The sequence below is a fragment of the Paucidesulfovibrio gracilis DSM 16080 genome, from assembly GCF_900167125.1.
GTDB lineage: Bacteria > Desulfobacterota > Desulfovibrionia > Desulfovibrionales > Desulfovibrionaceae > Paucidesulfovibrio > Paucidesulfovibrio gracilis.
This window is the reverse complement of the sequence record NZ_FUYC01000002.1, coordinates 200,891-223,556: the sequence shown is the minus strand read 5'-3', so window position 1 is coordinate 223,556 and position 22,666 is coordinate 200,891. Positions and strand designations below refer to the sequence as shown.

Below are 22,666 nucleotides of genomic sequence, written 5' to 3'. Positions count from 1 at the left end.
TCTCGCGCAGGACACGCCGCGCCGTTCCGTATGATAGGAATGGCGCGGCTTTTTATTATGTCCGTCTGAGCAGTGTGATAGTCATGTACTGATCCTCGGAGTTGTCTTCGATATCGATTCTGCTAATTGAGATACTCAGAAAAGGAAAAGGAGCGTCTATGCATCAATCATCCAACCCCACGCGACCGACCATGCGCAATGCGGGCCTGCCCTTTTCCGGGCTTGGGCACGATCTAAACGCGCTGCGTGGTCCGGCGTCCTGCCTGCGGCTTTGTCCGGCTTCCCCCGGCAAACAGCCCCGGCGTTGGCCGCCGCGACCGAAACGCGTCCCGTCGGTACCGGGCTATGAACGGCTCGTGGCTCTGGGCCGCGAGATTCGAGGACGCTGACCCGCACACACATGATCGGTAGAAGGAGGATTTGCATGAACATGAATCGAAGGCACTTCCTGAAGCTTTCCGCCACCGCCGCCGCGGTGACGGCCTTTGGGGGGCTAGGGATCCAAAACACGGCGCAAGCCATGGACCGCGCCGCCATGCTCAAGCCCAAATGGAGCAAGCAGACCACGACGGTTTGCTGTTACTGCGCCGTGGGTTGCGGGCTTATCGTGAACACGTCCCTTGAAAACAATAAGGCCGTGAACATCGAAGGCGACCCGGACCACCCCGTGAACGAAGGCGCACTCTGCGCCAAGGGTGCCAGCATCTGGCAGCTGGCGGAAAACGACCGCCGCCCCGCGTCGCCGCTGTACCGCGCGCCCGGGTCCGACAAATTCAAGGAAGTTTCCTGGGAATGGGCGTTGGAACAGATTGCCGAGCGGGTCAAGACCACGCGCGACAAGTCCTTCCACCAGATGAATCCCAAAGGACAGGTAATCAACCGGACCGACGCCATCGCGTCCCTCGGTTCCGCGGCCCTGGACAACGAGGAGTGCTGGGCCTACCAAACCATGCTCCGATCCCTCGGCCTGGTCTACATCGAGCACCAGGCGCGGATTTGACACAGCGCCACTGTTGCGGCTCTGGCAGAGTCGTTCGGACGCGGCGCGATGACCAATCACTGGATCGACATCCAGAACAGTGATTGTGTGTTGATCATGGGCAGCAACGCTGCCGAAAACCATCCCATCTCCTTCAAATGGGTGACGCGTGCCCAGGAACGGGGTGCTACGTTGATCCACGTGGATCCGCGGTTCACCCGCACCTCGGCCAAAGCGGACATCTACATGGGTCTGCGCTCCGGCTCGGATATCGCCGTGCTCGGCGGGATGATCAAGTACATCCTGGACAACGACCTCGTCTTCAAGGAATACGTGGTCAACTATACCAATGCCGCCTTTGTGGTGGGCAAAGGGTATTCCTTTGAGGACGGACTGTTCTCCGGCTACGATCCCAAAACCCGCTCCTACGACAAGAAGCAGTGGGCGTTTGAGACCGACGATCAGGGCGTTCCCGTGCAGGATCCGTCCCTCAAGAACCCCCGGTGCGTGTATCAGCTGCTCAAAAAGCATTATGAGCGCTACGAGCTGGATAAGGTCTCGGCCATCTCGGGCCTGAGCAAAGCCGAACTGGAACAACTCTACAAGACCTATGCGGCCACCGGCGCCCCCGACAAGTCCGGCACCATCATGTACGCCATGGGCTGGACCCAGCACACCGTGGGCGTGCAGAACATCCGCAGCATGGCCATGATCCAGCTGCTGCTCGGCAACATCGGCGTTTCCGGCGGCGGGGTGAATGCACTGCGCGGAGAATCCAACGTGCAGGGGTCCACGGACCACTGCCTACTCTACCACATCCTGCCGGGCTACCTGAAGACGCCCCTTGTGGACGAACAGAGCCTGGAAAAGCACAACACCAAGTACACGCCGGTCTCCAACGATCCCGAATCGGCCAACTGGTGGCAGAACTATCCCAAGTACATGAACAGCCTGCTCAAATCCATGTGGCAGGACGCTGATCCCGATGAGGCCTACACCTGGCTGCCCAAGCTGGACAACCGCAAGGCCTCGGAATACGCGTGGCTGACCCTGTTCGACAAAATGGACGAAGGGCAGTTCAAGGGGCTGTTCTCCTGGGGCATGAACCCGGCCTGCTCGGGAGCAAACTCCAACAAGACGCGCCAGGCGCTGAGCAAGCTGGACTGGCTTGTGAACGTGAACATCTTCCCCAACGAAACCGGATGGTTCTGGGAAGGCCCGGACATGAATCCCAAGGAGATCAAGACCGAGGTCTTTTTCCTGCCCTGCGCGGTTTCCGTGGAAAAGGAAGGCTCCGTGACCAACTCGGGCCGCTGGATGCAGTGGCGCTACAAGGGACCGGACGCGCCCAACGGCCAAAAGCCCGACGGCGACATCATGTATGAACTGATGGAAAAGATCCGCCACCTTTACAAAGAAAAAGGCGGCGTATACCCCGAACCCATCACCAAGCTCAGCTGGGACGCCATCGCCACGGACGGCGTGTTCGACGCCCACAAGGTGGCCAAGCTCATCAACGGCTACTTCACCCGTGACGTGGAGATCAAGGGCAAGCTCTACAAGAAGGGTACCCTGGTCCCAAGTTTCGCCTACCTCCAGGAAGACGGCTCCACCATGTCCGGCAACTGGCTGTACTGCCACTCCTACACGGAAAAAGGCAACATGGCCGCCCGCCGCGACCCGAGCCAGACCCCGGAACAAGCCAAAATCGGCCTGTACCCCAATTGGAGCTGGTGCTGGCCCGTGAACCGGCGCATCCTCTACAACCGCGCCTCCGTGGACCTCAAGGGCAAGCCCTACGCCCCGCAAAAGCCCGTCATCCAATGGGACGGCGCCAAGTGGGTGGGCGACGTACCCGACGGCGGGTGGAAGCCCGGCACCAAGCACGCCTTCATCATGCGCAAGCACGGCTATGGCCAGATATTCGGCCCTGGACGCGCGGACGGTCCGCTGCCCGAATACTACGAACCCCTGGAATGCCCGGTCAAAAGTCATCCCTTCTCGGGACGGCTGCACAACCCCACGGCCATTAGCTTCGACGACGAGCAAAAGGCCGTGTGTGATCCGCGCTTCCCGTTCGTGGGTACCACCTATCGCGTTACCGAACATTGGCAGACCGGCGTGATGACACGTAACCAGGGTTGGCTCACCGAGGCCGAACCACAGGTTTTTGTGGAACTCAGCCCGGAATTGGCAAAAATGCGCGGCATCGAAAACGGCGAAAAGGTCATGGTGGACAGCCTGCGCGGCTCCATCTGGGCCGTGGCCATTGTGACGCGGCGTATGAAGCCCTTCGCCATCCAGGGTGTGGAAGTCCATCAGGTGGGGCTGCCCTGGCACTTCGGCTGGACATGGCCAAAGGATGGCGGCGACTCCGCCAACATCCTGACCCCGTCCGTAGGCGACCCGAACACGGGTATTCCCGAAACCAAGGCCTTCATGGTCAACGTCCGCAAGGCGTAAAGGAGCAGACATGGACGGAAAGACCTTCTTTGTCGACCTGACCAAATGCACGGCCTGCCGGGGTTGCCAGGTGGCCTGCAAGCAATGGAAAAAACTCCCCGCGGAAAAAACCGTGAACCGCGGGTCGCACCAAAACCCGGAAGACCTCTCGGACAAGACCATTCGGTTGGTCCGATTCTCCGAACAGGTGGTGGACGGCAATCTGCACTGGCTCTTCTTCCCGGAGCAGTGCCGGCACTGCGTGATCCCTCCCTGCCAGATGGCCACCTATGAGGAAGGGTCCATCCTCCATGACGAGGAGACCGGCGCCGTGATCTACACGGAACTCACGGCCAAGGAAACCTTCGAGGACATCCTTGACGCCTGCCCCTACAACATCCCGCGGCAGGATCCGGAAACCGGGATCATCTACAAATGCGACATGTGCATCGACAGGGTTCGGGAGGGACTGCTCCCGGCCTGTGTCCAAAGCTGTCCCACCGGGACCATGAACTTCGGCGACCGCGAAGACATGCTCAAGCTGGCGGAAAAGAGCCTCAACGAGGCCCGGGAAAAGTATCCCGAAGCCCAGCTTGTGGACCCGGAAGACGTACGCGTAATCTATCTTGCTGGATTCGCTCCCGAAAAGTATTACGCCACGCTTTCGGCCTATGCCGACGCCTCGCCCGTGCGTCGCACGCCCATGGACAAGCAGCAGTTCCTGGCCAAGATGAACGATCCGGCCAGACGCATGACCCGGGCGTAACGCCACAGGAACACCTCCGAAACTTCCGGCGGGAATGGTTCCCGCCGGGAGTCCGGAGTATAGCGGTCCCGGATGCGGCATTGGCCGACCGGGACCGTCTTTGTCTTTCTCCACCGGATCGTGATAGGATGCAGTACACTCTTTCACTCAACCCCGAGAGGCTTATGACTTCCCTATTTTTCCGCCGTTGTGCCGGACGATCACCCAAAAGTGCCGACCCGGCCATGTTATCGCTTCAACTGGGGACCGCACTGCTGGCCGGAGCCTTGCTGCTCGGCCTGCTGTGTCCGGGAGCTGCCGACGCCCAGGAGGATGCAGCCCTGTTTCCGGATCTGTCGCTGCAAGGCCAGCTGGAACCGGAGATGGTGGAACAACTCGGCATTTCCGGCACCCCATTCCGGCTTTCGGACGTACCCAAACCGTTTCTCTTTGTGGAGATCTTCAGCATGTACTGCCCGTACTGCCAACGGGACGCCCCTGAAGTGAACCGGATATTCGAGGAAGTCCGCTCCTCGAACCTCTGGGAGGAACTCCGTTTTGTGGGTATCGGCACCGGCAATACCCAATATGAGGTGGATGTCTACGCCGAACAATTCCAGACCCGGTTCCCGCTACTGCCGGACAACGACTTTACTATGCACTCGGCGCTGGGCAACGTGGGAACTCCCTACTACTTGCTGCTGCGCAATGCTGGGCCAGGAAAGCTTGAGGTGATTCACTCCGTGGAAGGCGCGCCCGACAATATGGATGCCATGTTCGCCACCATGCTGCGCAAGGCGGGCCTGCAATGAGTCGAAAACCGTATACGAACCTGTTGCTGCTTTTGCTCTTCACACTCCTGGCCAGCATGCCCATGGCAAACAGCGCCCGGGCCGACCATGCAACCAAGCCGGGGCATTACGACCTTGGCAAGCTGGCACCGCAGGACAGCGAACTCAAGGTCCATCCCGGGGACATGGCCCCGGACTTCGCCCTGCCCTCCCTGCATCACGGCATGGTGCGGCTTTCGGACTACCGGGGAAAGCAAAACGTGCTGCTCAGTTTCGTTCCCGCGGCCTGGACCCCGGTCTGCTCCGGGCAATGGCCCGGCTACAATCTGGCGCTACCGCTGTTTCGCAAACACGGCACCGAGGTAATCGGCATTTCCGTCGACAACCTGCCCAGCCTCTCGGCCTGGACAAATGCCATGCACGGCCTGGAATTTCCCGTTCTGTCGGATTTCCATCCTCACGGGGGCGTGGCCAACCGCTACGGCATCCTGCGCTCGGACGGCATGAGCGAGCGCGCCCTGTTTCTCATCGACAAACAAGGCGTGGTTCGCTTTGTGGACGTCCACGACATCAACAAACGGCCGGAACTGGGGAAAATCATGCAGGAGGTGGAAAAGCTCTCTCCAGCAGACAAGAAATAACCTGCCGGATCAGGACGACATATCCGCCAGACGGGTAATGCCCACCATCTCGAACACAGTGCGGAAGTTGGGTGCCAACCCTTCCAGCACCGGCCGGAAACCATGCTCCTCGCAGGAACGCAGACATTCGTGCAGAGCGGATATTCCCGCCCCATTGATGGAGACGTTGTCATCGAAGCAGACGCGAAGCCGCCCCGCACCCAGGTCGCACGCCTCGGCAAACACCTTGCGCAAGCGCGGCACCGTAAGCGCCGAGACATTACCCCGCACCCGGACCACGGTCTCCTGCTCCGTGCCGCGTTCCAGGGCGATCTGCTCCTCCTGACGGCGGGAAATGGCAAGCCGCTCCTCAGCGCGCTTTAACGCTTTTTCCAGCACCTCCCGACGCACGGGCTTGTTGATGAAGTCCGTGGCATCGAATTGCAACGCCTGCAATGCCAAATCAATGTCCCCATGACCGGTGATGACCACCACCTCAGCATAGGGGTTGGTTTCCTTGATACTTTTGAGCACCTCAATGCCGTCCATGATGGGCATTTTGATGTCCGTGAGCACAATATCCGGCCGTTGCGCCTCAAACACGGCCAGTCCCTCGCGTCCGTTTTCCGCGGTATGGACCTCATAGCCGTACACGGCAAGCAGCATACGAAAAATACGCAGAGTGGGTTGCTCGTCGTCTATGACCAAAATGCGTTTTTCCACGCCTCCTCCTTATCAGCCCGCCATGTTCAACGGCATCACAGGCTCTTCATCACTCGTGCCTTACAAGGCGTAAAAAAATATCAACCCTTCGCGCAGACACCGTGGACCACGTTCAACAACTCGAAAAATTCACCTGACAAACCAAGGTGTTCAATCACACCCTATTCCTGATCCTCTCCCGGAGCACAAGGGAACATGACCCGAAACACAGTGCCGCTCCCCTCTTCCCCTTCAATGTGGATGTCACCGCCATAATCCTTCACGATTCCATAGGTGATGGCAAGCCCCAGGCCCATGCCCTGCCCGGTTTCCTTGGTGGTAAAAAACGGTTCGAATATCTTGGCGCGGACCATTTCCGGAATGCCGGGACCGTTGTCCTCCACCTCGGCATAGACCTGCCGCCCGGAAACTCCCGTGCGGATGCGGATGCACGGCGAAATGGTCACACCGCGCTTTGCCGCTTCACTCCGCATGGCGTCCAAGGCGTCACGGGCATTGGTGAGCAAATTGAAAAAAACCTGTTGCAACCGGTTGTTATGAGCATACACGGGCGGCAAGCCCTCGGCCAGATCCAGGTCAAACCGGACGTTTTCCAGCTCAAACTGCCGACGCAACATAGAAAGCACGGCCAGCACCGGCTTGTTCAAGTCCAGACGCTCCCGCACAAGGTCGGCCTTACGTCCGAAGGCCCGCAACGTATTGATGATTTCCGCGGCACGATCCACCTGCACGCCGATTTCACGCAAGACCTCGCGCCGCTGCTCCGGGGCGACCTCCACCCCTTCCTCGGCCATGGACAAAAACTCGCTGCCCATGCGGATGGCGTTCAGGGGCTGATTCAGCTCATGCGCCATGCCCGCGCTCATCTCACCCAGGGTCTTCATCTTGGATGCCTGAATGAGCTGGGCATCCTTTTCCATCATTTCCGTAATATCCACGGCCGCCACAATGATGGCCGCCCGCCCGCGATACGCAATGGGGCAGGCATGCATGTTCACGAAAAACGGTTCCCCGTCACGGCGATAATGCACCAGTTTGGGATAGTAGAGACACCCGGAGACGGTCTCCTCCTGGAAGCGTTGCAGACATTCGGCATTGACCTGCGGTCCCAGGGAAACGAACGGCCGCCCGAGCATCTCGCCCGGAGCATAACCGTACAACTCCTCGGCCCGGGGATTGGCGTCCTTGATGTTGCCCGACCCCAAATCCACCACAAGCACCGGTTCCGGCCCACTATCAAACAAGGAACGATATTTCTCCTCGGACTCGCGCAGCCGTTGCCGGTAGAGCCGGATGCTCCAAACCATGTTGCGAAACGAATTGCCCAGCTGGACCAATTCATCGCCTTTGACTTCGTGATAGAAAGCGCAATGCGCGCACCGCCGCACTTCCCCGGAAAACGTGGACTGGTCCAGATGCCAGCAGGGAAGGTCGGTATTGGTATACGCGGGGCAAGCGCTGGTATCCCAATCCGATTCCCCGTTTACGGCCAGCGGAACATCGAAATTGCCCCGGCTGATTTCGTCGGCCAACCCGGTTAGCCGGGTCAACGGCCTGGCGATATGCCGGGTCATGCCGCTGCTGATGCCCAGGGCAACGAGGATCACGCCAGAGATGAACCCGAAAAACGTCAAGCGCAGCTTGCCCACCAGGTTGTCGATGTGGTCCTTGCTCAGGCCCACATGAACCGCGCCGATGCGGTACAACCCTTCATTGATGGGAACCGCTATGTCGTAGATCCAGCGGTCGTCATCGCGTAAAAGACGAATACTCTCGGAAGCGTCCGCTGGAAGACGATTGCGGCGCAACGAGTCAGGCAGGCGCCGGGTCAAGGTGTGCGCCAGGACCATGCCGTCCTGGTTCTCAATAAAAATGTAGGAAATCAGATCGCGCCGCTCATGCAGGCGCACTTCATCGAAAATCAGGCTCAACAACGGCGGCACGTCATTGTCCAAAAGATAACTGGCCCCCCGCTCGGCCACGGAATGGGCAATGGCGCTGCCGCGCATCTCCAGCTCATTGGTCAGGGAGGAAACCAGAATCCAGCGAGCCACGAACGCGATTCCGATACTGATAAACAAGACGGCCACCAGCATGGAGCCGAGCAGCTTGTTCCGCAGACTCAGACGGGAAAACAGGGCGTGGACCCGCTCGATGAACCGCTTCTTCGATTTCATGGGTGCAACACTTCCCAGTCTTCGAAAAGCTCAAACCGCCCCTCCACCAGTCGGGTGAAGTAAACCTGATCCATGCCCTGGTGATCGCGGGGACCGAAAGTAAAGACCAAGTCCGGGGAAAGCCGCATCCCCCGGATGGATTCGATGGCGTCCAAAAACCCCTCCCGGGTCAGATGCGGTCCGGCCCGGCGCAACCCCTCCACCAGAATACGGGCATTGAGATACCCTTCCAGCCCGGCAAAGCTGGCAGGTTCCCCTGGGAAAAACCGTTGCAGCGCCCGCACATACTCCACATCCACACCGCTGCTCTGCAACGGTTGGCGCCCACGGGGAACCGGCGGCACCACCTGGGACATGATCACCTTCTGGGCATGATTGGTTCCCAGCCGACGCGCCAAGGCCTCGGCTCCAACAAAGGACACATTATAAAACACCGGATCAAAGCCCAGTTCCCCGGCCCTGCGAATGAATCGGGCACAGGCGCCGTACGTTCCCACCATGACCACAGCTTCGGCCTCGGAATCACGAATGCGGGCCAGACCTTCTTCCACATTCTGGGTGCCGCGGATGTAGGATCCGCGCGCCACCGGTTCCAGACCGAAATCCTGAAGCGCCAGCTCGGCTCCCACCAGCCCGTCAAATCCATAAGCATCATACTGGTAAAACACGGCAATTCGCGTAAATCCCAAATCTTCCACCAGATGATGGACCGCGGCCAGGGTTTCTTCATAATAGGAAGCACGGATATTGATCACGTACCGGTTGAACGGCTCTCGCAGGGCATTGGCACCGGTGAACACTCCCAACAAGGGAATACGTGCCTCATCCACCATGGGCAGGGCTTTCAGCGTGGTGGGCGTGCCAACGTAGCAAAACAGCCCGAACACCTCACGGTTGATGATGAATTGCTGGGTGTTGGCCAGACAACGGGGCGGATCATAGGCGTCGTCCCGGGCCAGAATGCGGATGCGTCGTCCGTGGACGCCGCCTTCTTCGTTGACCTGTCGCAGGTATGCCTCGGCCCCGCGCAGTGTCTGGGTACCAAGATACCCGGCATGACCGGTCAGGGCCAGGGACGACCCAAGCACAATTTCCTTGTCCGTGACTCCGGGCGGGATGGATACATTGCCCTGGGATTCCCCCTGGCCTCGGCATCCCACTATGCCCAGCACGATCAGCATCATGCCGAGCAAAACCACTCCCGGCGGAGACAATCGGTACCGCAGACCCGTACGACGGCATTTTGACCCCTTCAAACGCCCCCCAACGGCAAAAGATGATCCCGTAGCGCCCCAAACGCACCGGCACGCCGCCGGACCGGAAAACCGAACCGGGACGTCTGTTCACGCTACTTGCTGCGGCAGGAAAATTCAAGAAACAGTGCCGCACGCGAATTCGCCCGCCTTGGCGGCAACGCAATTACGGCGCGGGATGCGTATCCATCCGAAATACCGGAACCTTGGTTTATTCAGCCCCAGGACGTTCATACACGGAACGCCCGGCAAAGATCGTCAGGTCCACACGTGCCTGGGCAATCTCCCGGGGGGGGCAGCGATAGATATCCCGATCCAGTACGCAAAGGTCCGCACGCAGCCCGGGAGCCAGGGTTCCCAACTCGTTGCCGCATCCGTATGCCCGGGCCGGGGAAGCGGTATACCCGCGCACGGCCTCATCCACACGGATGCGTTCCTGTGGGTACCATCCCGGCTCCGGCGTTCCATCGGGGCGTTGGCGGGTAACCAGAGCATGGATGCCCAGCAGCGGGTCAGGATCACTCACCGGGCAATCCGAATTGAAAAGCGTGAGCACGCCGCTGTCCAGGATGGAACGGAACGCGTAGGTGCGGCGGCCTTCCGGTCCCAGGCAACGGTCAATCAGATTGAAATCCAGGACCATATTGCTGGGCTGCATGCCCACGGCCACATTCAGCCGTCCCAGCCGGGGCAGGTCTTCGGCCCGAATCATCTGCACATGGTCCATGCGGTGCATCTGGCGCGGCACCGGGAGATGCGCGGCCTCGGGGCTACGCCGCCAATGCTCCAACGCTTCAAAGGCCTCGATAACGTGGCGCACAGCCCCATCCCCCACCGCATGCATCATCACGGCCAACCCCGCGGCATCCGCGGTACGCACCACCCGGGCGATCTCCCCAGGCTCCATCTGCAACAGCCCCCTGTCCGCATCCAGATACGACCCGGTCAGGTACGCGGTACGCGCCCCCATGCCGCCGTCGGTAAAAAATTTCACGTGTCCCAGCCGCAACACCTCGTCCCCAAACCCTGTGAGCAATCCCATGTCCGCCACGGCGTCGAGCCGCTCACCGGGCAGGCTGGTCCAGGTACGCAGGTGCAGCCGCCCCTCGGAATGCAGTCGTTGCAGACACCGGACCGTGCGGGCCGCGGCCGCTTCCTCAAAAAGACGCACATCGTGCAACCCGGTAACGCCCATGGCGTGCAGCCGCGCCTGAGCCGCAAGCATGGCCGTGGACAATTCCTGATCCGTGGGCGGCGGAACCGCATCGCGCACAAGGTTGATGGCGGTCTCCCGCAAGACGCCGGTGGGATTTCCGGAAGCATCCCGGGCAATCACTCCACCCGGCGGGTCCACCGTGGCCGCGTTCACTCCGGCCAATTCCAAGGCCCGGGAACTGGCTACGGCCAAGTGCAGGTCGCATCGCCAGATGATCACCGGACGACCAGGGACGGCCCGGTCCAGATCCTGCCGTTCGGGCAGACGGCCGTCAGGCCAATCCGTTTCATTGAAGCCATGTCCGAGAATCCAGGATTCCGGGGTGCGGTCTGCGGCCGTTTCTCCTAAAATTCGCTCAAGCCCGGCAAAACTGCCCACCCGCGAGAGATCACTGTACAGGCTCCAATCGTGAAAATGAAAATGTGAATCCATGAACCCGGGCAGGCCGAGCCGCCCGGCCATGTCGTAAAGCCGGGTATGCCGTCCGGCCAGCGCCCGCACGTCATCGTCACTGCCCAAGGCCAGAATACGGCCGTCCGCAACAGCCAACGCCGTGGGCAAGGTGCCGGAACGCTCCTGCAGGGGATCCTGTGTACGAAAAACGCCGTTGAAAAGAATTAGATTGGGTGTGCTCACAGCAACAAGCCTTGCGGGAAGGGGTCGGTTTCGTCAAGTACGAAGCGATGCAGGCCCGTGACCTGCGCGCTGCCTTCAATCTCCGCCACAACGGCGGGAATTCCGCCCACCAGGGACTCTTCCACCACCCGGCCAGTGAATGTGGAGCCGAGGAAACTGCGGTTCACGTAAGGCTGGTACGCGGCCAGCTCTCCCCGCCGGTGCAGCAGAGCCAACTTGGCCGTGGTTCCGGTACCGCAGGGCGAGCGGTCCAGATGGGCTTCCCCGTATACCACGGCGTTCACACCCACCACGCCCTCGGTTGTCTCCCGGGAGCCATAAAATTCCACCACGTCCACGGTGTGTACGTCCCCGCGCAACGGGTGGCGGACGGTAAATTGCCGGTTGGCCTCTTCAATGATGCGCATGCCCAATTCCACCAACCGCGGGCCGTTGTCCGCCCGCAATTCAATGCCCACGGAGCGTTCGTCGATCATGACGAAAAAGCCGCCCACACAGACCGTATCCGCGTGCACCATGCCCAGCGGGGGGCAACCACGGGGTTGCAGCCCGGTCAAGTCCAAAGGCGCGTTCTGCTCCCAAACAAACGCTGGTACCGAACGAAACGCCACGGACTCCACGCGTCCGGCCCGCATCCGCGCGGTGCAGGGCATGGGACCGGAAGGCGTGTCCACGACCACGCGCACCTCGTCGCCGCCGAACACAGGCAATGCCCCGCATTCGATGAGGGTCGTCACCGCACCGATGGTGGCATGCCCGCACAATTGGGGATACCGCTTGGCATCCATATAGATAAGGCCGAAGTCCGCCCCTGGAGTGCAGGGTTCCGTCACCACCGCGGCCAACAAATCGCGATGGCCGCGTGGTTCACGGGTGAGCAGCAGGCGTATGCGGTCGTGCTGTTCCATGAAGGCGGTCCGCTTCTGGGCCATGGTCATTCCGGCGAGATGCGGCACGCCGCCCACGATGAGCCGGGTGCCTTCTCCGGCGGTGTGGGAATCCACTGTCAGCAATTCACCGGGCCAACGCCCGGCAAAGGCCGCCTCAATGCGTGTCAGGTCCATGCGTCCTCACGCCAAAGCCGCCCGGTCCACGGGAACCGTGCGGCGCGGTTGCAGGTGGCTGCGTGGTCTTCTCGCCTGGGTACGATACCGGTCGGACCGAGGCACTTCGGGCTTGTCCGGGACGGAGCTACGCCTCCCGGGGAAGCAGGCCGCAATGCCTGGCCGGCACATGCAGGACCACTTCATCTCCAATGCGATGGGGCCGACGGCGGACCATGCTGATGATGTGCAGACGCACGCCATTGGCCAGTTCGACAAAATAGCTGGTTTCCCCGCCCATGTAACTGCGATCGTAAATCTTACCGGGGTAATAATTCAAGTCCGTGGACTCCAGTTCCTCGTCGGCAAGGTCCGGGCTGGTCACGTTGATCTTTTGCGCGCGCATGACCAAATGCACGTCCTGCCCCTGGCGCCAGCGTCCCACATGGTCTGCCGTGAACTCCAGCCCCTCGGCGATACGCACGCGTACCTGGTCGTTGTCCAGCACTTCCAGCACCCTGGCATCGAAAAAATTGGCGTGTCCCAGAAAGTCGGCCACGAAATAGTTGTCGGGATAATCGTACACGTCCTCGGGCGTACCTTCCTGCTGCTTACGCCCGTCCTTCATCACCACGATCTTGTTGGACATGGACAAGGCCTCGCGCTGGTCGTGCGTCACGAACAGGGTGGTGAGGTTGAGCTGCTGCTGGATGTTGTCGATCTCCATGCGCATTTCCTCACGAAGCTTCTCATCCAGTGCGGAAAGCGGTTCATCCATGAGCAGCACATCCGGCTCGATGACAATGGCCCTGGCCAGGGCGATACGCTGCTGCTGGCCTCCGGAAAGCTGGGAGGCGTAGCGTTTTTCCACGCCCGGCAAACGCACCATTTCCAGTGCCTGGGCAACTTTTTCACGCATCTCCTCGCGGGAGACGTTGCGATATTTGAGACCAAAGGCCACGTTCTCGAAAATGGTCTTATGGGGAAACAGGGCGTAGTTCTGAAAGATCATGCCCAAATTCCGTTTATGGATGGGCGTATCGTTGATGCGGCGGCCCTTGATGTAGATGTCCCCTTTGGTGGGAGTCTCCAACCCGGCAATCATGCGCAGGATGGTGGTCTTTCCACATCCGGAAGGACCGAGCAGGGTCACCAGTTCGCCGGTTTCAATGGTCAGGTCGGTTTCCTGCACGGCCACGGTCTTGCCGAAACGCTTCATCAACCCCTGGAGCCGCACGGCTGGCTCATGGCCGACAGCGTCCCGGGAGGGGGACGCGGCCGCCTCGGGTACGGCCCCGGAAGAACCGGACGCTTGCGGAACGTGCGGGGCATGGGAACTGTGCCGAGTGTCGGGACTGTGGTTCTGCACGAATGTTTTCCTTTGGTTGTGTTGGGGAAAGGGAGGCCCGCCCGTTGCGGACCTCCACGTCATGTTTGCGATTCAGGCCGCTGTGGCGACAGGCTCCGGCCGAACATTCGCTCCGCCGGAAAAGCCGCCAGGCTCCGAACAAAAGGCTCTTAGGCTCCGGCCATGATGCGGTCCCACATCTCGGCCCATTCCAGTTGATGCCCATTCCAATATTCGGGAACACCAAACAGATATCCGTCCAGCTTGCCCGTGGGGTCGAAGGCAGGCAGCGCACGCACGGTGTCGGACAGCTCCACCTTGGTGGGATCCAGGGATGGCGGATATTTCTGGGCCTCTGCCACGGCCACGGCCGCTTCCGGCTCCAGCATGTAGTTGAGCAGCTGCTGCGCCACATCCGTATCCGACCCCTTGAGCACAAAGATGCACTCCTGCCAGGAATACGTTCCCTCGGGCTGCAGATAGCCGATGGGATGCCCCTGCTCCTGCAAGTGCGCCACACGTCCGGACCAGGCCGGAGTGGCATAGATTTCCTCGTTGGCCAAAAGACTCATAAGCTCCGCACCGGATCCCCAGTACTTCTTGACCAGGTCGCGCTGCTTGCGGAGCGCGGCCCAGACCTTATCCAGGTCGGTGATGTCGTTGGGGCTTTGGCCCGTGGCCAGGGCCGCGTACCAAATGTTGGTGCGCCAGTCTGTCCAGGAACCGAGCTTGCCCTTGAGACGTTCGTCAAAAAGCAATCCCGCGCCCAGTTTCTCGGCCTGTTCCTTGGACACGTATTTGGTGTTGTAGGCGATGCCGGTCTGCCCCAGATCGTAGGGAACAGCGGACAGACTCTTCGGCGTGATGGCCCGGTACGGCTCGACCATGGCGGTCATGACATTGGCCAGATTGGGGATGCCGCTCTCGTCCAACTCGGAATGGAATCCCAACCCCACATACCGCGCGTAGTCAAACACGCCGGAGAGGTGCGCCAGGTTGAATTCGCCTCCCGGAGGATACGAGGCCTTCACTCGGGTGAGGTAGGAGTCCATGTTGCCGAACTCGCCGTCAATGACGTCAATGCCCGTGGCCTTGGTGAACGGTTCGAACGCATACGTGCGGAAGGCTTCCGAGGTGGTGCCTCCCCAGCCGTCGAAACGGATGGACTGAGCCGCCTGCGCCGAACGCAACAAGCCGAAGGGACCGCCGCACAACCCTGCGGCAGCGCCCGCGATACCCAGGAACCGTAAAAAATCGCGTCGAGAGACGTGGCCGGCCTGGTACCGGGCGTGTACGTCGTTTAGCCGCCTGCTCCACTCCTTGCCTTTGTGGTCGTCCATGATGTGTCCTCCTCTGAATTTGGCCCGGTTCAGCCGGGCATGCGTTGCGCCCCGGGGGGACGTCGTCGCGCTTTGCCGCTCCGGGCAGGATCCCGTCTCCATCAACCTCCGCGCGCAAACCGGCGGGCCAGATACCCGGCCAAAAGCGGCGTGGAAACAGTGAGCACGATCATGACCGCGCCCAACGCGTTGATCTCGGGACTGATGGAGTTGCGAAGCATGCCGAAAATTTTCACCGGCACGGTCTGATTGCCGGCAGTGGCCCAAAACAGTGTGGCCGTGATGTCGTCAAATGAAATGGTGAACGAGAACAGCATTCCGGCCAGGATGGCGGGCATAAGCAACGGAAAGGTGATCTCGCGGAACGTTTGCAGCGGATTGGCCCCCAGCGACTTGGCCGCTTCCTCATAGTCGGTGCGGATGCCCACGAGCCGGGCCTGCACCACCAGCAGCACGTACGGCAGGGTGATGACCACGTGGCCGATGAGCAGCATGGCGAAGCTCTTGGGCTGCTGGAGCCAGCGCATGAACAGCAGCAGGGCCACGCCCAGAATCACCTCCGGAACCATGATGGGTGCCAACAGCAGGGTATTCAGGCTGTTCTTGCCGGGAAAGTCGTACCGTACGAACGCCATTGCTGCGGGAATGGCCACAGCCGTGGTGCAGATGGCCGTCAGCCCCCCCAACACCAGGGAATTGCCGAATGCCTCCAGAATGTCGGCATTGCCTGCCAATTCCGCGTACCAGCGCAGGCTGAACCCGTCCATGGGGAAGGATCCGAACTGCTGCGGATTGAAGGAAAGGATCACCACCACGGCGATGGGGGCGAACATGAATACGTAGACCAGGGTCGTGTAGAGCCGGATTAGAGACCAGCCGGTGATTTTGAACATTCGGATACCGCCCTATTGCATGGCCTTGAAGACCTGGTTGATGCCCAGATAGCGATTGTAGGTCCAGACGATGGTGCCCACCAGGAGCAGCAGAATCACGCTGATGGCCGAGCCGAACGGCCAGTCCAACGTGCCGATGACCCGCTTGAAAATCAGGTTGGCGATCATCTCGTTACCCGGTCCGCCCAGGATCATGGGCGGCAGATACGTTCCCGCGGACAGCACGAAAACCAGCAGACTGCCTGCGCTCACCCCGGGCAGGGACAGAGGCAGCGTCACCTCGCGAAAGGCCTGCCATTCGGTGCAGCCCATGGACCGGGCCGCCTCGAGCAGACTCCGGTCGATGCCTTCCAGACTCACGTAGATATTCAGGATCATGAACGGCAAAAGATACTGGATCAGCCCCATGAGCACGGCTCCCTCGTTGTAGAGCATGCCGAAAGGCTCCTGGATGATCCCGGCGGATACCAGCAGATAGTTGATCAGGCCCGTGTCGCCCAGGATATTGATCCAGGACAGGGTCCGGATGATGAAGCTGATCCAAAACGGCAGCATGATCAGAAGCATGAGCAAAGACTTGAATCGCGTTTTGCTGCGATAGAAAAAATAGGCCGGGATGTAGCCCATGACCAGGCAGAGGAATACGCACTCCAGGCTCACGCGAATGGTACGCAACAGAATGGAGGGATAGAAAAAATCCTGGAAGAACTTTGCATAGTTGCCGAACTGGAAGGCCACAATATCCGCCCCCGACGGGGCGCGAAGCCAAAAACTGTACACCACGATAAAACAAACGGGGACCACGAGCAGCAGGAAGACGGCGCTAAGCGAGGGAGCCAGCAACGCCCAGGGTCGCCAGCGGGAGTGCTGATTTTCATTCATGGGAACAACTTCTCTCCACCCCCGATTCGGAGGTACTCTGAACTAACATTTTTGTTAATGGGTTGTTTGTTACTAGGTGGATTTTTAAATTAAGTCAAGGTCATATTCCTTTTTTTGTCTCATACATATTATTGGAGGACCATTCAGCACTTTTTTTAAACTCATTTTTTCAAAAATCAAAAAAATTTTTACCTATTTTATCACTACAAAAATCATTTTCAGCTTTTCAACACAACTTAAGCGAAACGTTAGGAATCCTACGGTTGCATACGTTCAAAAGAACTATTTTGATTTTTTTGAATTTTCTGTTAGATTCTTGAAAAATAGTTACCCAAGGCAGACTGACTAAAAATCGCCTTACAACGCTTTCGTCAAATGAACCACGTTTACCATCGACAGAATACGAGTACAGGTCTGGATTTCGACCTGTAATTGCTTTTTTTGAAATTACGTGTCGAAAAGAGATCGGCACACCTACCGGAGTTTCGAATGGTCTTCACGCTTCGTAAAAAACGAACCACCCCCGCCATCAGGAAATACATCGGAGAATCGCAAAAATCCGTCCCCAAATTGGCGCGGGAGCTGGGCCTCAGCGAGTCCACGGTACGCAAATGGCGAAAACGCGCCGAAGGCTACGAGGAAAATCGGCGCGCCCGTCCCTCGCGCACCTCCTTCACCCCGGACCAACAGGCGCTCATCGTGGAAATCAGGCGCTCCATGCTCCTCTCCCTGGACGATCTGCTCGCCGTGGTGCGCATGTTCATTCAGCCATCCTGTTCCCGTTCGTCACTGGACCGGCTCCTGCGACGTCACGGCGTCTGCCGCATCGCCGACCTGGTACCCGATCCTGAGGAACACCGCCGCGTACTGCGCGAATACAAGTCCTATCTTCCAGGGTTCATGCGGGTGCATGAGCGCACCCTGCCCCGGGTGCAGCATGAGGAATTCCGGAAACATCTGTTCATGGCCGTGGACCGCTCCTCGGGCTGGCTCTTCCTGGAAGCTCGGGAAGACGGATCCCCTGAGGAGGCGGCCGCATTCTTACGCGACCTTTCAGACGGAGCGCCCTTTCATCTGCGCCGGATACTCACGGCGGACCGCCCCCTGTTCCGCCCGGCCGAGGAAGACCCCGATCCCTTTGGCCTGGCCTGCGAGGAGCTTGGCGTGGAGCACGTCACCTATCCGGCCCGCACCCAGGAATCGCACCAGCCTCTGCCCGACCACGCAGGGACCACAGCCTCGCAGCCTTCCTCCTTTGCCTCGTCCGAGGAGATCGAAAAAAAACTGCTGGCCCACGCCCACGTCTACAACAACCACATCCCCCTGATGACCATGGGACGCCTCACGCCCGTGGAAAAACTGGCCCGCTTCCACGAAGCGCACCCAGACCTCTTCAAACGGCATCCAGGGGAATTGGCCGCGTATCCGGACCAGGAAAAATACCTTTTTTACCAAACCAAGAAGGAACAGCCCATCATTGCCGGAGCCGAAGGCATCTACATGTGGGACACGCGGGGCAAGCAGTATCTGGACGGATGTTCCGGGGCCGTGGTGAATAACATCGGCCATGGCAACCGCCGTGTCATTGCCGCGGTGGAACGCCAGTCCCGCCAAACCTTCTTCGCCTACCGCACCCAGTTCGAAAACCGCCCCTCGCAGGAGCTGGCCCGGCAGCTCGTGGAGCATTCCGCTCCCCACCTGAACCGGGTCTTTTTCGTTTCCGGCGGTTCCGAGGCCGTGGAATCGGCCATGAAGGTCTGCCGTCAGTATTTCTTCAATCTCGGGGAAGGGTCGCGGTACAAGTTCGTCAGCCGGGTGCCCGCCTACCACGGCTCCACCCTGGGCGCCCTGTCCCTGACGTCCTACGCCCCTCTGGAAGTGGCCTTCAAACCCCTGGTGCGGGACAATCCCAAAATTCCGGCCCCCACCTGCTACCGCTGCGTGTACCACAAGCAATATCCGGACTGTGAGCTGGAGTGCGCCTGGGCGTTGGAAAAAACCGTGCTGGAACAGGGACCGGATAATATTGCGGCCTTTGTGGTGGAACCCGTGGGCGGGGCCAGCACCGGCGCTCTGGTGCCGCCGGACGAATATTTCGGCATCATCCAGCACATCTGCCGTAAATACGGCATTTTCCTTGTGCTGGACGAAGTCATGACCGGATTCGGCCGTACCGGAAAACTCTTCGCCTACGAACATTGGGGGGTGCAAGCCGATGTGGTGGCCCTGTCCAAGGGCATTGCCTCGGGCTACTATCCCCTCGGGGCCATCCTGACCACGGATGAGATCGTGGATGTCGTGGTCCGGCGCGGCGGATTCGCCCACGGCCATACCTATGCGGGTAACCCCATGGCCTGCGCCGTGGGGCAGGAGGTGCTTCGCGTCATCATGGAGGACAAGCTCCCGGAAAACGCGGACCGCATGGGAAAAATCCTGCTCAAAGGCTTGAATCGGCTCGGTCGCAAGCACCGCTTTATCGGCGAGGTGCGCGGCCTGGGACTGCTCACGGCCCTGGAACTGGTGCGCGACCCACAAACCCGGGAGCCCTTCCCCCCGGAATGGAACGCGGCCATGCTGCTCACGGACAACGCCTTTGCCGACGGCCTGCTGATTTATCCCCGCCGATCCATCAACGGACTCTACGGCGACCATGTGCTCGTGGCGCCCCCCCTGATCGTGCGGGAGGCGCAAATCGCCGAGCTTCTGGAAAAACTGGATAAGGCGCTGACCCGGACGGCCGACCATCTGAACGCCCTGGAAACGACCCTGGCCGAGGAACGCGCCTCCGGCCCTACGCCCGCCACGCCCTATTATCGCTGATTTTTCTCCTGAACCGCACAACCGCAACGGAGGCCGCGCCATGCCCCCCACATTGCCCCCCGCCATCGACAAAACCACGGACCCTGCCACGACCCTGGCCCGCATCGCGAACAACAGTTCCGTCATGGTGGGCGGATTCGGCTCACCGGGGACGCCCTTCACCTTGCTGGCCGCCCTGTTGCAACGCGCTCCGCACGGTCTGACCGTGATTAAAAACGACGCCAACGAACAGGGCATCGGCGTATCCACGCTCATGGAAGCGGGCTGCGCCCGTCGGTTCGTTGTCTCGCACATGGGGCTTAACAGCGCGGTCATCGAGATGATGAACCAGGGGGAACTGGAAGTGGAAATGCATCCCCAGGGGCTGCTGGCCGAAAAAATCCGCGCCGCAGGTGCCGGGCTGACCGGAATCCTGACGGATATCGGCCTGGACACCATCCTGCGGGAAAAGCGACAAACCATGGAATTTCAGGGGCAAACCTGCATCGTGGAACCGTCCCTGCGGGCGGATGCCGCCCTGATTCACGCTGCCCGGGCCGACCGCTGGGGCAACCTGGTATTTGAAAAAACCGCACGCAACTTCAATCCGCTCATGGCCACGGCAGCCGACCTCGTCATCGTGGAGGCGCTGGAAATCGTGGACATCGGCGAACTGGATCCGGACCATATTCACCTCCCGGGTGCGTTCGTGGACCATGTCGTACCGGCGGACACCACCCTGTCAGACTACGGAGTGCTCAAGCATCATGTCGCCCAAACATAAAATCGCCAAACGCGCCGCCCGGGAACTGCAAAACGGCCAGGTGGTCAACCTGGGCATCGGACTGCCCACCCTGCTGCTGAACCATACACCCGAGGATCTGGAGATCTTCGTACACAGCGAGAACGGCGTCCTGGGCATGGGTCCGCGCTGCCCGGCGTGTCAGGCTCATCCCGCGCTCATCGATTCGGGAGGGGATTACATCGCCGTCCGCTCCGGTGCGGCATTTTTCGATTCCGCGCTCTCCTTTGCACTGGTCCGCGGCGGGCGGCTGGACGTGGCTGTGCTCGGTGCGCTGGAAGTGGCGGAAAACGGCGACCTTGCCAACTGGATCATCCCTGGAAAATTTGCCCCAGGCATTGGCGGTGGCATGGAACTGGCCCAAAAGGCCCGCCGCGTCATCGTGACCACCACCCACACCACGCGGTCCGGTGCGCCCAAACTCCTGCGCTCCTGCACTCTGCCCGTCACGGCCAAAGCCTGCGTGCACCGGATCATCACGGAACTGGCCGTGCTGGATCCCACGCCCCAGGGACTGCTTCTGCGAGAACTGGCCCACGGCGTCCGGCCGGAGGACGTTTTGGACAAGACTGAGGCCCGGGTCATTCTGCCCGAGGACGACCCGCCCCGTTTCTGATCCATGCCCCCATGCCGCCATGCCCCGCGACCAGCGGACAATTTGCCACCGGAACCCAAGGAAGGCGCTTGAACACCAAGGAACAAAAAATTCTGGATACCGTGACGTCCCTGGAGGACGATCTGTTTGATTTCACGGCCCGACTGGTGGCCCAACCCAGCACCGTGGGGCATGAAAAAGGCGCCCTGCGGCTCATGGCCGATGAACTCAGCCGGTTGGACCTCCCTTTGCGGCATGTCCCCATCGACTATACCGCCCTGAGCGTACACCCCGGATTCGCCCCGGTCCCCTGGGCCGAACACGACCGCTGGAACGTTGTGGCCCGGCTGGAGCCGGACCATACCGCTCCGGAAGGTCTGGACGGCCGAAGCGCCGTGTTCAACGGTCATTTGGATGTGGTCAGCCCGGAACCGCTGGACCTTTGGACCCGTGATCCCTTCCGGCCCGAAGTGGAGGACGGCTGGATGTACGGCCGGGGCAGCGGCGATATGAAATCGGGCGTGGCAGCCATGACCTATGCGGCCCATGCCCTACGCAAAGCAGGATTCGGTCTGGCCGCCCCCCTGATCATCGAAACAGTCATCGAGGAGGAATGCTCGGGCAACGGTGCGCTGGCCTGCCGCGCCGCCGGAGTGGACGCGGACGCGGTGCTCATCCCCGAACCCTTTGGTCCCCGTCTGCTCACGGCCCAGGTGGGCGTGCTCTGGTTCCGCATTGTTGTGGGCGGACGCCCCGTACACGTCCAGGAGGCCGACACCGGAGCCAACGCCCTGGAAAAATGTTTCCCACTGATCCAGGCTCTGCGGGAGCTGGAACAGGAGTGCAACAACGCTCCCCTTCCGCCACCATACGACGACATGGATCACCCTCTGCATCTCAACGTGGGCGTTCTGAAAAGCGGGGACTGGCCGTCCACAGTGCCGGCCTCAGCCGAATTCCACTGCCGCATGGCTTATCCACCCGGCCAAGGCTTCGAGGACATTCGCGCCCGTGTGGTACAAACCGTGGCCCGGGCCGCCAAACAGGATCCCTGGCTGGAGGCCAACCCGCCGGAAGTGGATTTTTACGGATTCCGGTCCGACGGGCATATCGAATCCCGCCAGGCTCCACCCCTGGCCACCCTGAATGAGTGCCATCGCGACCTCACCGGGCAGCATGCGCAGGAATACATATCCACCTGCACCACGGACCTGCGTGCCTTTTACTCCCACGGTACGGCCCGGGGCTGCTGCTATGGGCCGGTGGCCGAACGCATCCACGGCCCGGACGAACGCGTGAACCTGGAAAGCGTGCTGCATACGGCCCGGGCCTACGCCCTGTTCGCGGCCCGCTGGTGCGGACTCGTGGAATAACACAACCAA

General features: G+C 60.5%; 18 protein-coding genes. 9 read left to right on the top strand and 9 right to left on the bottom strand.

The window, feature by feature from the left end:
• The first annotated feature begins 158 nt into the window (after positions 1 to 158).
• From B5D49_RS03250 to B5D49_RS03230, 5 genes are all read left to right on the top strand, one after another.
• On the top strand, positions 159 to 389 hold the full coding sequence (locus B5D49_RS03250; RefSeq protein ID WP_078716218.1) for a hypothetical protein: 231 nt from the start codon (positions 159 to 161) through the stop codon (positions 387 to 389).
• Between the two features lie 35 nt (positions 390 to 424).
• A complete protein-coding gene (fdnG, locus tag B5D49_RS03245) occupies positions 425 to 3,442 on the top strand; it encodes a formate dehydrogenase-N subunit alpha (RefSeq protein WP_078716217.1) in 3,018 nt (1,005 codons plus the stop codon).
• A gap of 10 nt (positions 3,443 to 3,452) precedes the next feature.
• Positions 3,453 to 4,187: a 4Fe-4S dicluster domain-containing protein gene (locus B5D49_RS03240; RefSeq protein ID WP_078716216.1), complete on the top strand. Its 735-nt coding sequence runs from the start codon at positions 3,453 to 3,455 to the stop codon at positions 4,185 to 4,187.
• Between the two features lie 224 nt (positions 4,188 to 4,411).
• A complete protein-coding gene (locus B5D49_RS03235) occupies positions 4,412 to 4,978 on the top strand; it encodes a TlpA family protein disulfide reductase (RefSeq protein WP_159447121.1) in 567 nt (188 codons plus the stop codon).
• The gene (locus tag B5D49_RS03230) at positions 4,975 to 5,598 is read left to right on the top strand and encodes a peroxiredoxin (protein ID WP_078716214.1); all 624 of its coding nucleotides are present in this window, start codon (positions 4,975 to 4,977) and stop codon (positions 5,596 to 5,598) included. The genes B5D49_RS03235 and B5D49_RS03230 overlap by 4 nt, the downstream gene beginning before the upstream one ends.
• A gap of 9 nt (positions 5,599 to 5,607) precedes the next feature.
• Here the strand turns inward: B5D49_RS03230 and B5D49_RS03225 are convergent, their stop codons facing one another.
• The 9 genes from B5D49_RS03225 to B5D49_RS03185 form a co-directional block, all read right to left on the bottom strand.
• A complete protein-coding gene (locus tag B5D49_RS03225; protein WP_078716213.1) occupies positions 5,608 to 6,300 on the bottom strand; it encodes a response regulator in 693 nt (230 codons plus the stop codon).
• Positions 6,301 to 6,461: 161 nt separating this feature from the next.
• Positions 6,462 to 8,477 carry an ATP-binding protein gene (locus B5D49_RS03220; protein WP_078716212.1) on the bottom strand — a complete coding sequence of 672 codons (2,016 nt, stop codon included), beginning with the start codon at positions 8,475 to 8,477 and terminating at the stop codon, positions 6,462 to 6,464.
• Positions 8,474 to 9,661: an ABC transporter substrate-binding protein gene (locus B5D49_RS03215; RefSeq protein WP_144019098.1), complete on the bottom strand. Its 1,188-nt coding sequence runs from the start codon at positions 9,659 to 9,661 to the stop codon at positions 8,474 to 8,476. Before B5D49_RS03215 ends, B5D49_RS03220 begins: the two co-directional genes overlap by 4 nt.
• 280 nt (positions 9,662 to 9,941) lie before the next feature.
• On the bottom strand, positions 9,942 to 11,582 hold the full coding sequence (locus tag B5D49_RS03210) for an amidohydrolase (RefSeq protein WP_078716211.1): 1,641 nt from the start codon (positions 11,580 to 11,582) through the stop codon (positions 9,942 to 9,944).
• Positions 11,579 to 12,646 carry a proline racemase family protein gene (locus B5D49_RS03205; protein ID WP_078716210.1) on the bottom strand — a complete coding sequence of 356 codons (1,068 nt, stop codon included), beginning with the start codon at positions 12,644 to 12,646 and terminating at the stop codon, positions 11,579 to 11,581. The genes B5D49_RS03210 and B5D49_RS03205 overlap by 4 nt, the downstream gene beginning before the upstream one ends.
• 127 nt (positions 12,647 to 12,773) lie before the next feature.
• Positions 12,774 to 13,994, bottom strand: a complete 1,221-nt coding sequence (locus tag B5D49_RS03200) for an ABC transporter ATP-binding protein (RefSeq protein ID WP_200806763.1) — start codon at positions 13,992 to 13,994, stop codon at positions 12,774 to 12,776.
• A gap of 149 nt (positions 13,995 to 14,143) precedes the next feature.
• Positions 14,144 to 15,313 carry an extracellular solute-binding protein gene (locus B5D49_RS03195; protein ID WP_078716419.1) on the bottom strand — a complete coding sequence of 390 codons (1,170 nt, stop codon included), beginning with the start codon at positions 15,311 to 15,313 and terminating at the stop codon, positions 14,144 to 14,146.
• Between the two features lie 101 nt (positions 15,314 to 15,414).
• Complete coding sequence (locus tag B5D49_RS03190) at positions 15,415 to 16,206, bottom strand: ABC transporter permease (protein ID WP_078716208.1); 792 nt, start codon at positions 16,204 to 16,206, stop codon at positions 15,415 to 15,417.
• A gap of 12 nt (positions 16,207 to 16,218) precedes the next feature.
• Positions 16,219 to 17,088 carry an ABC transporter permease gene (locus B5D49_RS03185; protein WP_078716207.1) on the bottom strand — a complete coding sequence of 290 codons (870 nt, stop codon included), beginning with the start codon at positions 17,086 to 17,088 and terminating at the stop codon, positions 16,219 to 16,221.
• Positions 17,089 to 17,577: 489 nt separating this feature from the next.
• Between B5D49_RS03185 and B5D49_RS14700 the strand changes: the two genes are divergently transcribed.
• From B5D49_RS14700 to B5D49_RS03165, 4 genes are all read left to right on the top strand, one after another.
• Complete coding sequence (locus B5D49_RS14700; protein ID WP_144019096.1) at positions 17,578 to 19,908, top strand: aminotransferase class III-fold pyridoxal phosphate-dependent enzyme; 2,331 nt, start codon at positions 17,578 to 17,580, stop codon at positions 19,906 to 19,908.
• A gap of 40 nt (positions 19,909 to 19,948) precedes the next feature.
• On the top strand, positions 19,949 to 20,671 hold the full coding sequence (locus B5D49_RS03175) for a CoA transferase subunit A (protein WP_078716206.1): 723 nt from the start codon (positions 19,949 to 19,951) through the stop codon (positions 20,669 to 20,671).
• Entirely contained in the window at positions 20,655 to 21,305 is a 651-nt protein-coding gene (locus B5D49_RS03170) for a 3-oxoacid CoA-transferase subunit B (RefSeq protein ID WP_078716205.1), read from the top strand. The genes B5D49_RS03175 and B5D49_RS03170 overlap by 17 nt, the downstream gene beginning before the upstream one ends.
• A 68-nt stretch (positions 21,306 to 21,373) precedes the next feature.
• Complete coding sequence (locus B5D49_RS03165; RefSeq protein WP_159447120.1) at positions 21,374 to 22,657, top strand: ArgE/DapE family deacylase; 1,284 nt, start codon at positions 21,374 to 21,376, stop codon at positions 22,655 to 22,657.
• Positions 22,658 to 22,666: the final 9 nt, after the last annotated feature.